The following is a 17637-nucleotide window of genomic DNA, read 5'->3' on the forward strand; positions in this document are numbered from 1 at the left end:
CCTGCTGTGTAGGCAGACGATCGCGCGACGCCTCTGCCTGCGCTAGCGCGGCCGCGTCCGTTTCGGCGCAGGTCGCGTCGCCCCTGGTGCGCTCGGGCGCCGGCGGACGGCGCCGGTCCGTGGGCTGTCGTCCACGGGTCCGCAGACCGGTTGTTGCAACTGGTCGAGGATCGGGCAGTCGGGCCGGTCGTCGCCGGCGCAGCAGTCGACAAGCGTGCGGAGCGTGTCGGTCATCTGCTGCAGGTCGCGCATGCGCCGTTCGAGTTCGGCGATACGGTCCTGTGCCAGGCGCTTGACGTCGGCGCTGTGGCGCGCGGTGTCGTGCCACAGGCCCAGCAGGTCGGCGATCTCGGCTACCGAGAACCCGAGGTCGCGGGCACGGCGAACGAACTGCAGGCGGTGGACATCGTCCTGGTCGTAGGCCCGATAGCCGGCGGCGGTGCGGGCGGGCGCGGGGATCAGGCCGGTCTGCTCGTAATAGCGGATCATCTTGGCCGAGACCCCGGACGCGCGGGCGGCGTCGCCGATGTTCATGGCGCGGCGCCTGCGGATGCGGCGAAGGCGGGCGTGGCCTGCGGCGGCTGGAATCGACGCAGCCGCAGCGCATTGCCGAGTACGAACAGGCTCGACAGCGCCATCGCCCCAGCGGCGAAGATCGGCGACAGCAGTACGCCGTAGGCCGGATAGAGCACGCCGGCAGCGACCGGGATCAGCGCGGTGTTGTAGCCGAAGGCCCAGAACAGGTTCTGGCGGATGTTGCCCAGCGTGGCCCGCGACAGCGCGATCGCGTTGGGCACGCCCTGCAGGCTGCCCGACATCAACACCACATCAGCCGATTCCATCGCCACGTCGGTACCGGTCCCGATCGCCAGGCCCACGTCGGCCTCGGCCAGCGCGGGCGCGTCATTGATGCCGTCGCCGACGAAGGCGATGCGGCCGTGCTGCGCCCGCAGCCGGCGTACCGCCTCGACCTTGCCCGCGGGCAACACCTCGGCCACGACCTCGTCGATGCCCAACTGCCGGGCGATGGCCTGCGCGGTGCGCGCGTTGTCGCCGGTGATCATCGCCACCTGCAGGCCGAGCGCGTGCAGCACGGCGATGGCCGCAGGCGTGCTGGCTTTGATCGGGTCGCCGACCGCCACGATGGCAGCCAATCGACCGTCGATGGCGGCGTACAACGGCGACTTGCCTTCGTCGCCCAGGCGCTGCGCGGTGTCGGCGAAGATGGCGACGTCCAGGCCGAGCGTGCGCATGAAGCGATCGGCGCCGACTTCGACGCGTGCGCCGTCGACGTGTGCGCGCACGCCCATACCGGTGATCGACTCGAAGCCCTGGGCGGTGGCCGTCGCGAGATTGCGGTCGGTCGCGGCATCGACGATGGCACGTGCGATCGGGTGCTCGGAGCGCGCTTCGACTGCGGCGACCTGCGCCAGCACGCGGTCGCGTTCGAAGCCGTCGGCGACCACGAGGTCGGTCAGCAGCGGACGGCCTTCGGTCAGCGTGCCGGTCTTGTCCACCGCCACAACGCGCGCGTCCTTGAGCAATTGCAGCGCCTCGCCCTTGCGCAGCAGCACGCCGAGTTCGGCGCCGCGGCCGGTGCCGACCATGATCGAGGTCGGCGTCGCCAGGCCCATCGCGCAGGGGCAGGCGATGATCAGCACCGCCACCGCGTTGACCAGTGCGAAGCCCAGCGCCGGCGCCGGGCCCAGCCACAGCCAGGCGAGGAAGGTCAGCAGCGCCGCGAGCATGACCGCGGGCACGAACCACAGCGTCACCCGGTCGACGACCGCCTGGATCGGCAGCTTGGCGCCTTGCGCCTGCTCGACCAGGCGGATGATCTGCGCGAGCGTGGTGTCGGCGCCGACGGCGGTCGCGCGCAGCGTCAACGCGCCCTGCTGGTTGACGGTGCCGCCGACCACCGCGCTGCCGAGGGCCTTGTCGACCGGCACCGGTTCGCCGGTGATCATCGATTCGTCGACGTAGCTGCGCCCTTCGACGATCTCGCCGTCGACCGGGATCCGCTCGCCGGGAAGCACCTCGACCATATCGCCCAACACCACGTCGTCGACCGGGATGTCGGCCGTCGCGCCGGCACGACGGACGTGCGCGACGCGCGCCTGCAGGCCGACCAGCCGCTGGATCGCTTCGGAGGTGCGGCCCTTGGCCCGCGCCTCCAGGAAGCGCCCGAGCAGGATCAGCGCGACGATCACTGCCGCGGCCTCGTAGTAGACGTTGACCGTGCCGGGGGGCAGCAGGCCGGGCGCGAACGTGGCGACGACCGAGTAGCCGAATGCGGCCGCGGTGCCGACCGCGACCAGCGAGTTCATGTCCGGCGCCAGCCGCAGCAGGGCGGGAATGCCGTGCCGATAGAAGCGCCTGCCTGGCACGGCCAGCACCAGCAGCGTCAGCGCGAACTGCAGATACCAGCTCGTGCGTATGCCGATGTGGGTCATGACCCAGTCGTGCATGCCGGGAATCGTGTGCGCCCCCATCTCCAGCACGAACACCGGCAACGCGAGCGCGGTGGCCAGGATCAGGTCCCGGCGCAGGCGGGTGCGTTCGTCGTCCTTGCGCGCAGCGCTGGCATCGTCGTCGCGGCCATGTCCCACCGGTCGGGCCGTGTAGCCGACCCGATCGACCGCCGCGATCAGCGCCTCGATCGCGGCCGTCCCGCGCACAGTGGCCCGCTCGGTCGCCAGGTTCACTGCCGCGGACTCGACGCCGGGCACCGCCGCGAGGGCCTTTTCCACACGGCCCACGCACGAGGCGCAGGTCATGCCCTCGATCGTGAGTGCGCGCGTGGCGGCAGGCACCGCGTAGCCCTCGCCCTCGACCGCCTGCATCAGCGCCGCACGATCCACTGGCCCGGCCGGCACGATGTGCGCACGTTCGGTCGCCAGATTGACCGACACCTGGGCCACGCCAGGGACCTTGGCCAAGGCCTTTTCCACCCGACCGACGCAGCTTGCGCAGGTCATGCCGGCGATCGGCAGGTCGATCGCTGCGTCCGAGGGCGTTGGGGAACCGGGAGAGGCCATGGGAACTTCCGCAAAGGCTGACAGCTGCAGCCAGCCTAAGCCTTCCCATCGTGGGAAGGTCAAGCGCGGTGCTGTCCACGACCATCGCGGGCCACCTTGGCAGCGCGTCGCGCCGCCGATCGTCGTCGGACTTGACCGTCCGCCCGGTGCCTCAGCGCGCGAACGCGATCCTGTCGAGGGTGTTGTCGGCCGCGTTGATCCACACGTTGAGTTCGCGGCCGTGTGCGGTGCGCCCACCGAGCAGGGGGGCGCCCTCGTCGGCCTGCTGGGGTTCGAACACGACCTGGAAGGTCCCCTGGTCGGCGGGATGGACGTGGACGCGGAACTTGGTGAGGTCGGCCTCCGGCTGCTTGTCCCGGAACACGGGGATGGCCGCGGCCAGCGCGGCGGCACGGGCGCCATCCAGGACGATCTCGGCCGAGCCGCCGGTGGCGCCGGCGTGGGCGAGAGAAGCGAACGCAAGCGTGCTCATGAGCAGAATCCTGTTGAAGACCATGGAACGACCTCCGGCACTCGGGGGCGGTGCCCAAGGGCCCGCTTCGCGCCGTCAGTTGATGACGGTGTCCTGGCGCGTGGCCGCATCATACTTGCGGAAATCGCCGCTCGGCGTCGACACGTAGATCACCGATCCCCAGAAGCCGCGGTCAGCCAGGCGCTTGTCCTGGGCCGAGAAGTGGTCGCTGTTGAACTCGTCGCCGGCCTTGTCCGTCCGCGAGCCGTCGGTCTTCGAATAGTCGGCGTGGCCGTGGTAGCAGGCCACCAGCGCCATGCCGTCGGGCTGCGGCACCTGGCCGGGATCGAAGCCGTCGAGCGTGCCGCCCATCGGTGTGGTCACGAAGAAGTGATTGCCGTCGGGATCGCGGAAGATCAGCCCGCCGTTCTCGAGGTTGGCCGCGATCGACAGTGGATTGGAGTACGTCATCATATCGATGGCGGCCGCATCGCTGGACGGGAACGGTCCGAGCGCGGTGCCCGGCGCCACCAGCGGCGCGACCTCTGCGACGACGACCGGGATGGTCCGGTCGTCGGCGATCGCCTGCGCGGCGCGCTCTGTCAGCACCGCGTCGGTCAGCGGGGTGTCGTCTGCGGTCTCGAGGCCGGCGACGAGATCGTAGGCGTGATCGCGCTGCGCCTGCGTGGCGTCGGGCGACACCAGCGTATCGACGATCTGCGCGTACCGTGGATCGTCGCGCGCCGGTGTGGCGGTAACCGCGCCGATGGCAGCGGCAGCGCCGCCAGCGATGGAAGTGATGCTCATGGGGCGCACCCGTGTCTGGACCTGTGCAGCTTTCCGGGCGCAACGGGCGCCGACAAGCTGGGGCAGACCCTTGGGGTGCACGCGCCGCCATGGGCACCTCGTGCTAGAACAGCGCGCCTTGGGCGGGAACGGGATCGGCGTCGCGCGCGGGCGGTGGGGCTGCCTGGGGGTCTGTGCCTCCCAGTCGCCACGCCAGCCCCGACATCCGCACCGCATGCCGCGCGAGCGCGTCGCGCAGCACCTGTGCGCTGCCGGCGATGTGCAGGCGGCTGCGCGCGCGAGTGATCGCGGTATAGATCAGTTCGCGCGAGAGCACGCGGCTGTCGTGGCGCGGCAACTGCAGCCACACCTCATCGAACTCGCTGCCCTGGGCCTTGTGCACGGTCATCGCGAACGCGCTCTCGTGCGCAGGCAACGCGGCAGGATGGAACGCGCGCACCTCGCCGGGGGCGTCGCCCGCGAACCAGGCCATCGGCGTGTCGGCGCCGTCGCGCCAGCAGATGCCGATGTCGCCGTTGAACAGGCGATGGCGGTAGCTGTTCTCGGTGATCAGCAGCAGGCGGCCATGGAACCAGGCAGGTGCCGGGCCGAGACGGCGGCCCGACAGCAGTGTCTCGATCTGGGCGTTGAGGCCACGCGCGCCTTGCGGGCCTTCGCGCACCGCGGTCAGCAGGCGCAATCGCTGCGACTGCGCAAGCGCCGCCGCAGGATCGGGGGCCTCGGCGAGACTGCGCCAGTGTGCGAGCAGCGTGTCCTGGTGCGCGTCGAGCGCGTCGGACATGTCCTCGTGGAAGTGCACGCCGCGCAACCGGCCGCCGCGCAACAGCGACAGCACAGTGTCGGCATCGCCATCGCGCGCGGCGTCGGCCAGTGGGGCCAGGTCGAAACCGGCGTGCTGGCGGTAGCCGCGCTGCAGTTGCACGCGATGGCCGTGCAAGCGGCCAGTGGCGGGGTCGACGGGCGTGGCCGTACCGAGCAGCGGCTGCAGTGCGCGCGCATCGTCGGCCTGCACCGCGTGACCGGGGCCCGCGGCGGCGAGGATGGCGGCCAGCACGTCGCCGGCCTCCACCGACGGCAACTGGTCGGCATCGCCGAGCAGGATCAGCTGGGTGCGGTCTGCGACGGCATCGACCAGTTTGGCCATCAGCGGCAGGTCGACCATCGAGGCTTCGTCGACGACCAGCAGGTCCAGCGGCAGCGGATTTGCCGCGTGGTGGCGGAATGCGGGACTGTCGGGCACCGTGCCGAGCAGGCGGTGGAGTGTGCTGGCGGTGTCGGGCAGGGCGCCGGGCAGCGCGGCGCGCAGCTCCGGATCGAGGGTGCCGACGAATCCCTGCACGGCCCGACGCAGGCTCTCGGCCATGCGTTCGGCGGCGCGGCCGGTCGGCGCCGCCAGCGCGATGCGCGGCAGTGGCCGCCCACCGCGCAAGGCCTGGGCGATGCGCAGCACCAACAGACGGGCAATGGTGGTGGTCTTGCCGGTCCCGGGCCCGCCGGTGACCAGCAGCAGCGCACGGCGCAGCGCCAGCGCGGCGGCGCGGGCCTGGCGGTCGTCGCCGGTCTGCGCGTCGGGAAACAGCGTGGCAAAGGGATCGGCGACCGACGGCGGATCGGCTGCATCGAGTGGCTGCGCCGCGATGCGGCGCAGGCCCGCGGCCAGGCCCGCCTCGTACTCGCGGTAGCGACGCAGATACAGCAGGCCGCCCGCGGCATCGGCCGGCTCGAGGACCAGCGGGACATCCGTCGCCGATGGGGCGAGCGGATCAGCGGGCCGGCCGACCCAGCGCGTTTCGCGCAGCAGCGCGTACCAGGCGTCGGGCGCGGGCCAGTCCAAATCGGTATCGACCAGCAGCCGCGGGCGCGCCGGATCGAAGCCGGCATGGCCGTTGGCAACCGCCAGCGAGGCCAGCGCCGCGGCCGCGAGCACCGCATCGGGTGTCTCCGGGGCGAGCCGCCGCAGGCGCTGTGCCAGCTCGAAGTCGAGTGCGCGCAACGCGCCACTGCGCTGCAGCGCGGCGAGCAGGTTGGGCGGGCGTGACCCCGTGGGCGCTGCGGCCTCGCGCATGGTGTCGGTCCTGGCGGTCATGCGCGCGCACCCGGGCCGACCCCAGGCCTGCCGGCGAACAGTGCGTCGAGCGCGTCCACCAACGCCGGCGCGAAGCGCTGCGCGTGGACGCCCGCGGACGGGTCGCGGTCGGGGACCAGACCGCGGCAGAACAGGTAGCGCACGCCGCCGAAGTCGCGCGCGTAGTCGTAACCGTCGCCCAGACGAAAGCGCAGCCAGCGATGCAGGGCGAGCGTATAGATCAGCGCCTGCAGGTCGTACTCGCTGTGCACCATTGCGCGCTGCAGCGTGGGTGCGTCATAGCCAGGCAGGCGATTGGATTTGTAGTCGAGCACGTACCAGCGGCCATCCACGGTGTAGGTCAGGTCGATCAGGCCGGTCATCAGGCCCTCGAGCGTGCGGCGCAGGCCGAAACCGCTGCGGCCGGTCGCCACGCCGTGGGCATGCAGCAGCGCAAGCATCGCCTCGACTGCGGTGGGCTGCAGTGCGAACTGGAACTCGATCTCCGCCCGGCGCGCGTCGACGGGCACGTCGCACAGCCGCACCCCCTCGGGCAGCGCGATGGTGAGCGTGGGGCCGATCAGCGCGGTCAGCACCGCCACGCCGTCGTTGATGTCCTCGGCCGCGTAGCCGCCGCCGCGCAGCGCCGCTTCGATGACGTCGCGTTGCCCGGTCGGTGCCGGGTCGCCCGCGCGCCATGCGCGCCAGGCCGCGAAGTCGCCGAGTTCCAAGGCCTCGTGCAGCACCACGCCGAAGCGGTTGCCGGCAAAGCGCGGGTCGTGGTCGTCCGCGCGGGGCATCTCGGGCGCGGGTTCGCCTTCAGGCTCGTCCTGTCCACCGGCCGCGGCGACGGTCGCACGCGTGGAGGCGTCCTGCGCGCCGCTGTCGGCATTGGCGAGCTGGGTGAAGCTGTAGACCCACCAGTCGGGTGCGATCGCACGCACGGCGGTCCGCGCGGCGGGGCGCTCGCCGGCCTCGACCGGCGGCAGCCATGGCAGTGTCGCCGGCGAGGTAACGTCGCGCACGATGCAGGGCGTGTCGGGCAGGCCGTCGAGCATCGGCGCCAGTGGGGTCTGGCGCGCGTTGTAGAAATCGCCGGTCGCGATCCACAACGCGTGTTCGGCACGGGTCAGGCCGACGTAGAGCAGGCGTGCGTCCTCGGCGCGCTGCGCGTCGATCCACGCGTTGCGTGCGGCGTCCCAGCCGGATGTGTCGGCCTGCAGCTTCCAGCACAGCGCACGGTCGCCGGCCGCATCGGCGACCACGCAGGCGCGGCCGGGATCGGGTGGGCGGCTGCCGATGCCGACGAACGGCAGGAACACCAGCGGGTACTCCAGGCCCTTGCTCTTGTGCAGGGTGACGATCTGCACCCGGCGCGCGTCCGATTCCAGGCGCAACAACTGGGCCTCGTCGTCGGCATCGGCGCGGGCGATCTGCTGGCCCAGCCAATCGACCAGGCCCTGCAGCCCCAGTGCACGTGCATCGGCCTGCTGCAGCAGTTCGCCCAGTTGCAGGTAGTTGGTCAGCCGGCGTTCGCCGTCGAGCAGGCCGAGCAGGCGCGGGCCGTTGTCGGCGCACAGATCGGCGATCAGCGCCAGCGGACCGCCGCGCTGCCAACGCTCGCGCCAGGCCAGCGCGCGCAGCTGCCAGCCGCGATGCGCGTCGGCATCGTCGTCGAGCGCAGCGATGCCGGCCGCATTCACGCCCAGCAGCACCGTCGCCAGCGCCGCGCGCAGGCGGCTGTCATCGGCAGTGTGCAGCAGCGCGAGCAGCAGCGTGAGCACCTCGTGCGCCTCGGGTGCGGCGAACAGGCTCTGCTTGCCGGCGGCGACCGCGGGAATGCCGACCGCCGCCAGCGCCTGCTGGATCCGTGTGGCTTCGCTGTGCTTGCGCACGAGTACTGCGATGTCGCCCGGCTGCACTGGGACGCCATCGAGCGTGGCGGTGCCGGCGCGCGCCTCGCTCAGCACCGCGTGGATCGCAGCGACGCAGGCGGCGGTCGCAAGTTCGCGCGCGCGATCGGCACTGTGGGGCCTGCGTTTGCCCGCGTCGTCGGCCGGCGGGGCCGGTGCCTGCCACAGGGTCAGGGCGGGCGCATGGGCGCCGTCGCGCTGGAAATCGGCATCCGTACGCGTCGTGCCTGGCAGCACACGATGGAACCGGATGTGCCGATCGACAAATGCGTCCTCACCGGCCTGCGCGTACAGCGCTTCGATCGCGGCGAGCAGCGACGGACGCGAACGGAAGTTGCGGTCGAGCGGTGGCGCGGCAACGGCATCGCGAGCGGCGAGCAGGTAGGTCTGCACATCACCGCCGCGGAAGCCGTAGATCGCCTGCTTGGGATCGCCGATCAGGAACAGGGCCGGTTCGAACCCGCCCTCCCGCGCTGCCTCGGAATCGCCGAACACGGTGCGGAAGATGTCCCATTGCCGTGTGTCGGTGTCCTGGAACTCGTCGACCAGCGCGACCGCGTACTGCGCACGCAGGCGCTGCACCAGCGCCTGTGCATGCGGCCCGTGCAGGGCATCGGCAACGCCGTCGATCAGATCATCGTAGGTCTGCACGTGCAGTTGCTGTTTGCGTTGGGCCAGGCGTGCGCGTGCCGCGTCGCGCAGGCGGTGAAGCAGGCGCGTCTTCGCCTGTTCGAGCCAATCCTGTGCAACACGATCGGCGTTGGACCAGGTGTGCAGCGCGTCGAACAACGGTGAGCACGGCACCTTCGACTGCGTGTCGTCCTTGCAGAAGTCCAACAGCCGGGCTGGCAGCAGTTTGTCGAGATGGGTCTTGTCGTCCATCACCCAGTGCGAAAGCGCGCGGCCGTCGCGCAGTGTCTGGAAGGCCTTGTCGAAACTGGGCCGGCGCGCGCGACGGCCATCGAAGACTTTGCCGTCGAATGCCATTGCGACCGCTGCCTGCGCATCCTCGATGTGCGCATCGATCGCGGCGATCAGGGCCTGCGCTGCGGCGTCGCGCGCAGGGCGCGGATCGGGTTGCGGCGGTCCGGCCGGTGGTCGCAGCACCGGCTCGCGGATCAACGGGCCAAGGTCGCGCGCCATGTCGTCGGGGCCGCCTTTCCACAGGCCCATCAACAACGCGGCGTCGTCTGCATCGGCAGCGGTGCTGCGCCACAGATCGGCGGCCAGTTCCTCGTGCAGCGCGCGGTCGCTGGCCAGCAGTTCGGGCGCGGCGAAGCTCTGCCCGCTCTCGAGCGCGTGTTCGCGCAGCACGCGAGCGCAGAAGCCGTGGATGGTGAAGATCGCGGCGAGGTCGATCTCGTCGGCGGCCTGCTGCAGCCGACGCTGCAAAGCGGCGGCGGACTCGTCGCCGGTTGCCAGGTGCGCGGCGATCACCGCGCGGCTGAGTGCGGCGTCGGACGCATGATCATCGCAGGCCGGCGCGTCGACCAGCCGGGCGGCCAGTACGAGGCGTTCGCGGATGCGCTTGCGCAGCTCCTGCGTCGCGGCCTCGGTGAATGTCACCGCAAGGATCTGGCCGATGCGCAGGCCGCGCTCGACCACCAGCCGGGTGACCAGCGTGGCCAGGGTGAAGGTCTTGCCGGTGCCGGCGCTGGCCTCGATCAGCTGTGTGCCGGCCAGCGGCAGCGTCAGAAACGGATCGATGGAGGCGGACGTGGACGCGTTCATGCCTCCACCTCCACGTCGGTCGCGACGTCGAAGCGGCGGCCGTCCTCGAAGCCGGCATGCACGCGGCCAAGTTCGACGGCCGAGAACACGCGGAAGGCGATCTGGGCGAACTGCCGGAACAGGGCCGGATCGGCGAACGGGTCGCGTCCGCGCAGCGCGAGTCGGTACGCATCGCCGCGCCCCTCACCCCATTGCCGGTCGCCGCCCCGCCACTTCGCGGTCGCGGCCTTCGCTGCCCTGTCGGCATCGGCGGCGCTGAAGTACTCCCAGCCGCTGTAGGGGCCGAACGGCAGCGGCGCCTGCAGGCCGTCGTGCCGCAATTCGAGCAGGGCGCGCAGCGCATCGCGCGCCGCGTCGGGCGGCAGTGGCGCGCGCACGAAGGGGCCGATGCCCGAGTCCTTGGTCTCGTGGAAGCGCACCAGCGGCAGGTCGAGGCCCGCGGCGCTCGCGAGCAGCCAGTCCAGGCCCTGCCGGATCGCGGTCGGGCCGTTGAGCGCACCCAGGCGCACGTGCGCGATGCCTGCCGGGTACACGCTGTCGAGCCGGCCCTGGAGGCGCAGGCCGTCGAGCGCGATGTCGACATGCCGCGTGTCCGGCATGGCGTCGCCGCGCCAATCGGCGAAGGCATCGGCGTAAGGGCGCAGCGACGCCACCAGCGCCTCGAGCTGGCCTCGGCCCAGCGGGCCGGATGGCAACAGCGCCCGGGCGCGCAGGTGCTCGTAGAGGCCGGCGTCCTGGCCGGCGAGCAGTGCTTCGAACACCTGCTGGTGCAACGCCGCCCGCTCTAGGCCACTGCCGGCGACCAGCAGCGGCTCCACATCCTGGCCGACTTCGGCCTCGTCGGCCAAGCGCAGGTCCAGGCGTTCGCGCAGGAACTGAGCCGCCGGCGCGATCAGGAAGCGGCGCAGTGCGTCGAGCGCAAGCGCGGCGTCGGCCGGCGACAGCGCGGCGGCAGCGGTGCGCGGCGGCAGCGGCGTCGCACACCATGGCGCGAGGTCCGTCCGCGCGCCGCCGATGCGTGCCGCGGCCGGCTGCCATTGCGCGCGATAGCTGAAGCGGCGCGGATCGCCGTCGGCGCCGAAGGCCGCTGGCGCGAACGGCTGCAGCGCATGGCGTACCGTCAGCGCTGCGGCGGCGGCTTGCGGGTCGGCGTGGTAGGTCGCGGCGGTGGCGAGCAATTCGGCGACCAGCGGCGAGGGCTCGCGCACGCTGCCGTCGCGCGCGTCCGCGCCCAGGTAACTGATGTAGAACACGTCCTGCGCCGAGGCGAACAGCTGCAGGAACAGGAAGCGATCGTCCTCGCGGGTGGAGCGGTCGCCATGGCGGCGCCGGGTCGTGCCCAGCTCCGCGGTGAGCCGGTTGAGGCCGGCAGCGGTGTCGCGCCGCGGGAAGTCGCCGTCGTTCATGCCCAACAGGCAGATCACCCGGAATGGCAGCAGGCGCATCGGCACCATGCGGCCGACGCTGATGCCGCCGGTCAGCAGCGGCGCGCGGGTATCGGCCTCGGCCAGCAACTGCGCAAAGTGCGCGCGCACGACGTCGGCCGCCACCGGCGTCTCGACGCCCGCGCGCGCGGCATCGGCGGCGAAGGCGTCGATCAGCCGTCGCAGCCGCTCGAGCGCGCGCTGGGTGGCCGGGGCGGCCGGGGTGTCGGGCAGCAGCGCGTCGAGCAGGCCGAGCAGGCGCTCGCGCCAGGCGGCGGCGGTCAGCGCCTCGCCCAAGTCGCGTTGCGCGCTGCCGAGCACGCGCAGCAGCCGGATCAGGGTGTCGAGCGCGTCGAGCGTGCCGCCTTCGAGCGCCGGCCATGGGGCGATGCCCGCGATCGTGTCGTCGCTGCCACTGGCATGGCCCAGCAGCAGGCGGTCGAGCGCGAACGCCCAGGTATAGGCCTCGTCGTCGGGCGCCCCGTGCGCGGCGCGGTGGGCGCCGTCGAGCCCCCAGCGCGCGCCGGCGGCCTGCAGCCAGCCGTGCAGGCGCTCGAAAGCCGCCGCATCCAGCCCCGCGGCCTGCGCCAGCGGCGGACTGGCGAGCAGGTCCAGGACCTCGTTGAGCCCGAAGCGCGACACCGGCAGACCCAGCAGCCGCACGAACACCTCGGCCAGCGGCTCGCCCGCCAGCGGACTGGTGTCGGCGAGCGCGTACGGCATCCGCATTCTCCCAAAACCGGGGTCAGAGTCGGATTTTCCGTGAAAATCCGACTCTGACCCCGGTTTTGATTCGCCGAAGACGGCTTCGAGGTAGGGGACGTAGGGGTCGATGTCCGGGGCGAGCACCGCGATTTCGCGCGGTTGCAGCGGCGGGTCGAAGCGCGGGTCCTCGAGCAGGCCGCGCAGTTGGTCGTGCAGTACCTGCAGTTCGCGCAGCCGGGTGTGGCAGGCATGCACCTGCAGGCTGGGGTCGCGCAGTTCGGGCGCGGGGCGCGGCGCAGGCACCGGCGGCGGGGCGCGGCGGAACAGGTCGCTCTGCATCCGCCGCAGCAAGGTGTCGCCCAGGCCGCCTGCGTCGAGCGGGCGCTGGCCCGACTCGAGCGGATCGGCGTAGACCTCGATCTCGGCGCGCGGATGTACGACCTCATAGCTGCCCAGCAGCGCCATGAAGTCCCGGCCCGCCGCGCCCCAGGCCTGCAGCAGGCGGTTGTCATCGGCGTTGCCTGCCAGCAGCGCGGCATCGAACGCCGCGTCGGCGTGTGCGCGCCGATGCGGGGCCAGCGCCTGCAGATCGCCCCAGTAGCCGCGCGCGGGCGTGGGCAGGTAGAAGTGCAACGTGCCCACGCGTGCCTGGGTCGCCAGCACGCGCAGCACGTCGGGCGAGACGTTGAGCGTGGCAAACGCGAACATCCGGCGCGGCAGGCCGTGCGGCAACGCCGCGTGCTCGCCGGAGAAGCGGTCCAGATAGGTCTGGATGCGGCGCGCGCGGGTGGCGTGACCGGCGGCGACATGCCGCCACAGTGCGGCCTGCGGATCGTCGGGATCGGCGCCGCCTTCCCAGCGCAGCAGCCAGTCGCGCCGCCAGGCCTGGTACTTCTCGAACACGCCGGCCAGCTCGCCGGCAAGCGCCCATGGCCGCAGCGCATCGTCGCCGGCGAGGTACGCGGCCAGCGGCGCGAGCGCCGGCTGTGCCAGCACGCCAGGGTCGACGAGCGCGGCGTACAGCCGCCAGCGCAGGCTCGCGGCGTCGAGTTCGTCCTGCGCTGGACCCAGGTTGGCCACGAGCGCACGGGCGACGAACTCGCCGGGCGTCAGGAACTCGAGGTTGGCGGCCACGCCGTGCTCGGCGGCCAGCGTCGCCTGCAGCCAGCGGCGCATGGCGACCTGCGGGATCAACACGACCTCGGGGGTGAGGATCGACCCGCCCGACACCGGCTGCCGCAGCTCGGCGGCCAGCAGCCCGGCCAGCACTTCCAGCGTGTTGGACGGGTAGAGGCGGAAGTCGGCGGGCGCTGCAGTCATCGCGCCATCTTGCCGCAGCGGGTTCGCAGCATGCGAGACGCGGTGGTCCGTGCACGGCTAACGGCGCCGTCACGGCCGGTGCCTAAGCTGTGCGGATGTCGCCGCCGCCGTCCCCGCAAGCGCTTTCCGACCGCGTCCCGACCGGCGAGCGCGCCGCGCGCCTGCGCGCCCGCTTCGACCGGGTGCGTGCCCGCACGACCGCGCTCGCCGCGCCGATCGGGCCTGAGGATGCGATGGTCCAGAGCATGGACGACGCCAGTCCGACCAAGTGGCACCTGGCGCATACGACGTGGTTCTTCGAACGCTTCGTGCTGGCTGCCGACGCGGGCTATCGCGAGGTCGACCCAGCCTGGGACTTCCTGTTCAACAGCTACTACCAGAGCGTCGGGCCGATGCATGCGCGCCCACACCGCGGGCTGCTGTCGCGACCGACGCTCGCGCAGGTGCGCGATTACCGCCAGGTGGTCGATGCGCGCCTGCGTGCGCGGCTGGCCTCGGGCGACCTCGACGACGCCCGGCTCGACATCGTCGAACTGGGCCTGCAGCACGAGCAGCAGCACCAGGAGCTGCTGCTGACCGACATCAAGCATGCGTTCTGGTCCAACCCGATCGCACCGGCCTATCGCGAGGACCTGCCGACCGCGTCCGGCACGGCGGCACCGCTGCGCTGGATGACGCGCGAAGAGCGCGTGGTCGAGATCGGCCACGCCGGCTGGCCGGGCACGGCGGGCTTTGCCTACGACAACGAGTCGCCGCGACATCGCGTGCTGGTGCCGGCCCATGCGTTGGCCAGCCGGCCGGTCAGCAACGCCGAGTACCGGGCGTTCGTCGAAGATGGCGGCTATCGCACTGTCGGCCTGTGGCTGAGCGCCGGCTGGGCGCGCGTGCAGGCCGAGGGCTGGCAGCGGCCGCTGTACTGGGACGAGGCTTTGACGCGCGAGTTCACCCTCGGCGGCTGGCGCACGCTCGACCCGGGTGCGCCGGTGTGCCATCTGAGCTACTACGAGGCCGATGCGTTCGCGCGCTGGGCCGGTGCGCGGCTGCCGACCGAGTTCGAGTGGGAGCAGGCCGCCGCCGGCCTGCCGGTCGAGGGCAACTTCGTTGATGCCGGCAATTTGCATCCTCGCGTGCCGGACGCATCCGACACCGGCCTGCAGCAGCTGTTCGGCGATGTCTGGGAATGGACCCACAGCGCCTACACCGCCTATCCCGGCTATCGGCCGTGGCCGGGCGCGCTGGGCGAGTACAACGGCAAATTCATGGATGCGCAGTGGGTGCTGCGCGGTGGCAGTTGCGCCACGCCAGCCGATCACGTGCGCGCCAGCTATCGCAATTTCTTCCCCTCCGACGCGCGCTGGCAGTTCGCCGGCCTGCGCCTGGCCAAGGATTCTCCATGAACGCCGCCACCGCCCGCGCCCGCGCGCAGGCCGCGCTGACCGACCTGCGTCCGCGTCCCGACGACATCGCTGCCGACGCCATCGCCGGCCTGTCGCGCACGCCCAAGCGGCTGCCGTCCAAGTACTTCTACGATGCCGAAGGCTCGCGCCTGTTCGAGGCGATCACCCGCCAGCCCGAGTACTACCTCACACGCACCGAGCTTGCGCTGCTCGAGGCGCGCATGGACACGATCGCCCAGGCGATCGGCGCAGGCGTGCACGTGGTCGAGTTCGGCAGCGGCAGCGGGCGCAAGACCGAGCTGCTGCTCGACGGGCTCGAGGATCCGGTCGCCTACACCCCGATCGAGATCTCGCGCACCGCGCTGATGGACAGCGTCACGCGGCTGTCCCAGCATCATCCCGACGTCGAGATGCTGCCGGTGTGCGCCGACTTCACCGTGCCGGTGCCACTGCCGGCTGCCGCGCGCACCGCCAGCCGCACGCTGGTGTTCTTTCCTGGCTCCACGCTCGGCAACTTCGGCGATGAAGAGGCCGTGCGGCTGCTGGCCTCGATGCGCCGCACGATGGGCGACGACGGCCGCGCGCTGATCGGCATCGACCTGGACAAGGACCCGGCGGTGATCGAGGCGGCGTACAACGATCTGGCCGGCGTCACCGCGGCGTTCACGTTGAACCTGCTGGCACGGCTCAATCGCGAGATCGGCAGCGACTTCGACCTCCAGGCGTTTCACCATCGCGCGGTCTACGTGCGCGAGCGTCTGCGCATCGAGACCGCGCTGGTCAGCGAGCGTGCGCAGACGGTGCGTGTGGGCGGCCAGGCGTTCGCGTTCGAGGCCGGCGAGGCGATGGATGTGGAGGTCAGCCAGAAGTACACCGATGTCTCGTTCGCCGCGCTCGCGCGAGCGGCCGGCCTGCGGGTGACGCATGGCTGGAACGACCCCCAGGACTGGTTCGGGCTACGGCTGCTGCAGCCGATCTGAAGCGATGTCCGATGCAGACGCCGCCGTGTTGCGCGAGCGCATACTCGGGCTGCTGGCCGGACGCGCGGCCGAGGCGTCGATCTGTCCGTCGGAAGTCGCGCGTGCGTTGCGGCCGGGCGGCGACTGGCGCGCGCTGATGCCGGCCATTCGCGAAGTGGCCACTGCATTGGCGCGTGTCGGCGCGGTGTCGGTCACCCAGCACGGTGCCGTCATCGATGCGAGTGCGCCACCGCCAGGGCCGGTGCGCCTGCGACGCGGACCACGCTGGCCGACGACAGGCTGAGCGCTCTACGATGGGGCGCCCCGCGAGGCCACCGTCCATGCCGTCGACCGACAAGCCGTTCTCGCCCGCCTGCGAGCGCAACCGCGATCCGATCCTCGCGGTGCTGCGCGATGCGTTCGCGATGCACACGCATGTGCTCGAGATCGGCAGCGGGACCGGCCAGCATGCGGTGCACTTTGCCCAGGCGCTGCCCGGCCTGCGCTGGCACTGTTCCGATCGCGTCGAACAACTGCCGGGCATTGCGCAGTGGCTGGGCGACGCCGGCCTGCCCAGCACGCCGCCGCCGGTCGAACTCGACGTGACCGCCGGTCCGTGGCCGGTGTCGGAGGCGGCCGACGGCCGCTTCGATGCCGCGTTCACCGCCAACACGCTGCACATCATGGACTGGCCGGCGGTCGAGGCCTGCTTCGCCGGGCTCGACCGGGTGCTCGCATCCGAGGCGACGCTGGTCGTCTACGGGCCCTTCAACATCGATGGCCGCTTCACCAGCGACAGCAATGCCGCATTCGATGCCTGGCTCAAGGCGCGTGACCCCGCGTCGGGCCTGCGCGACCTGGCGGCGGTCGATGCGCTCGCCGCCGGAATCGGCCTGCGCCGTGTCGACGACATCGCGATGCCCGCGCACAATCGCTGCGTGGTCTGGCGGCGTTAGCCAGGACGCACCGGCGCGCTCGGTGCTGGACTTCAGTGTTTGTCTTCGACCGGAATGCGGCGCTCGACCAGCCAGGCGCGGACCTTGTCGCGGTCGCTGCGCGCCTGCGGCGTCAGCACGGCGTCGCGCGCACGGAAGAACGACGGCTGGAAGGTCGCGCCGACACGATCACGCGCGGTTGGATCGGCACCCGCCTCGAGGAAGCGGACCACCCAGCCGGTCGCATTGATGCGCGCGGCCTTGTGCAGCACTGTCGCGCCGTAGCGGTCGGTGGCATCGACCTTGGCGCCGGCCGCGAGCAGTGTGCCGATGGCATCGTCGTTGCGGGCTTCGAGCGCATTGAACAGCGGCGTCTCGTCGTTGCGCGCATTGGGCATGTCGGGCGACAGCCCGCGCGCCAGCAACGCCTTGAGATACGTCGGATCGTCCTGCATCGCGGCGACGTGCAGGGCGGTGTTGCCGTTGGCAGCGGCGGCCGCAGGATCGGCGCCGGCCTCGAGCAGGGTCTGGAACGCGCGCCGGTCGCCTCGCAGGATCGCGGCCTGCAGCAGCGGCGTGCCGTCGGCATCGGTCGCGTCCGGGTTGGCACCATCGGCAATCAGCTGCTTGGCGTCGGCCAGATCGCCGCTGTGGGCGGCACGCGCCAGCGCGGCGGTGCCGGGATCGGTGGACGGATCGTGGGGCATGTTCGGTCCTTGTCGGGCGCAGGCACTCTGGGCGGCAACCAGCAGCAGCGCACACACCCAGGCGCGCGTGCGGGGCGCGGTCAACGGCAAAAGCGACTCGATCATGACGGCGCCCCGTTGGCGGTACAAGCGCACAGCCTAGCGCCGCGGATACGAATGGTGCGTGACAGCGTCATTGCCCCCGC

Annotated in this window: 12 protein-coding genes; 4 read left to right on the top strand and 8 right to left on the bottom strand. The window is 71.7% G+C overall.

Annotated elements, in window-relative coordinates; translation table 11 throughout:
- Positions 1-42: 42 nt before the first annotated feature.
- The 7 genes from cueR to recC all read right to left on the bottom strand — a co-directional run bounded on the left by cueR (position 43) and on the right by recC (position 13454).
- Entirely contained in the window at positions 43-534 is a 492-nt protein-coding gene (cueR, locus tag ABE487_RS11445) for a Cu(I)-responsive transcriptional regulator (RefSeq protein ID WP_346448093.1), read from the bottom strand.
- Entirely contained in the window at positions 531-3038 is a 2508-nt protein-coding gene (locus ABE487_RS11450) for a heavy metal translocating P-type ATPase (protein ID WP_346451556.1), read from the bottom strand. Before ABE487_RS11450 ends, cueR begins: the two co-directional genes overlap by 4 nt.
- Positions 3039-3189: 151 nt before the next feature.
- Entirely contained in the window at positions 3190-3510 is a 321-nt protein-coding gene (locus tag ABE487_RS11455; RefSeq protein ID WP_346443629.1) for a hypothetical protein, read from the bottom strand.
- 75 nt (positions 3511-3585) lie between these two features.
- Positions 3586-4296 carry a DUF4329 domain-containing protein gene (locus ABE487_RS11460; RefSeq protein WP_346443630.1) on the bottom strand — a complete coding sequence of 237 codons (711 nt, stop codon included), beginning with the start codon at positions 4294-4296 and terminating at the stop codon, positions 3586-3588.
- Positions 4297-4399: 103 nt separating this feature from the next.
- Positions 4400-6382 (bottom strand): exodeoxyribonuclease V subunit alpha, encoded by a 1983-nt coding sequence (gene recD, locus ABE487_RS11465; protein ID WP_346452900.1) that lies wholly within the window; start codon positions 6380-6382, stop codon positions 4400-4402.
- Positions 6379-10005 (bottom strand): exodeoxyribonuclease V subunit beta, encoded by a 3627-nt coding sequence (locus ABE487_RS11470; RefSeq protein ID WP_346451558.1) that lies wholly within the window; start codon positions 10003-10005, stop codon positions 6379-6381. The genes recD and ABE487_RS11470 overlap by 4 nt, the downstream gene beginning before the upstream one ends.
- Positions 10002-13454, bottom strand: a complete 3453-nt coding sequence (gene recC / locus ABE487_RS11475) for an exodeoxyribonuclease V subunit gamma (protein ID WP_346451559.1) — start codon at positions 13452-13454, stop codon at positions 10002-10004. Before recC ends, ABE487_RS11470 begins: the two co-directional genes overlap by 4 nt.
- A 95-nt stretch (positions 13455-13549) precedes the next feature.
- Here recC and egtB point away from each other — a divergent pair, with 95 nt between their 5' ends.
- From egtB to ABE487_RS11495, 4 genes are read left to right on the top strand one after another with little or no spacing between them, the layout of a single operon-like run.
- Positions 13550-14851, top strand: coding sequence for an ergothioneine biosynthesis protein EgtB (gene egtB, locus ABE487_RS11480; RefSeq protein WP_346451560.1), 1302 nt, complete (start codon positions 13550-13552; stop codon positions 14849-14851).
- Positions 14848-15831, top strand: a complete 984-nt coding sequence (gene egtD, locus ABE487_RS11485) for an L-histidine N(alpha)-methyltransferase (RefSeq protein ID WP_346448082.1) — start codon at positions 14848-14850, stop codon at positions 15829-15831. Before egtB ends, egtD begins: the two co-directional genes overlap by 4 nt.
- 4 nt (positions 15832-15835) lie before the next feature.
- On the top strand, positions 15836-16114 hold the full coding sequence (locus ABE487_RS11490) for a DUF3253 domain-containing protein (RefSeq protein WP_346448080.1): 279 nt from the start codon (positions 15836-15838) through the stop codon (positions 16112-16114).
- 37 nt (positions 16115-16151) lie between these two features.
- Complete coding sequence (locus ABE487_RS11495; RefSeq protein ID WP_346448078.1) at positions 16152-16766, top strand: DUF938 domain-containing protein; 615 nt, start codon at positions 16152-16154, stop codon at positions 16764-16766.
- A 32-nt stretch (positions 16767-16798) separates the two neighbouring features.
- Here ABE487_RS11495 and ABE487_RS11500 read toward each other — a convergent pair whose 3' ends face one another.
- Complete coding sequence (locus ABE487_RS11500; protein WP_346451561.1) at positions 16799-17557, bottom strand: ankyrin repeat domain-containing protein; 759 nt, start codon at positions 17555-17557, stop codon at positions 16799-16801.
- Positions 17558-17637 lie beyond the last annotated feature (80 nt).

Origin of the sequence: Luteimonas sp. TWI596 (assembly GCF_039674105.1) — a bacterium.
Taxonomy (GTDB): domain Bacteria; phylum Pseudomonadota; class Gammaproteobacteria; order Xanthomonadales; family Xanthomonadaceae; genus Luteimonas.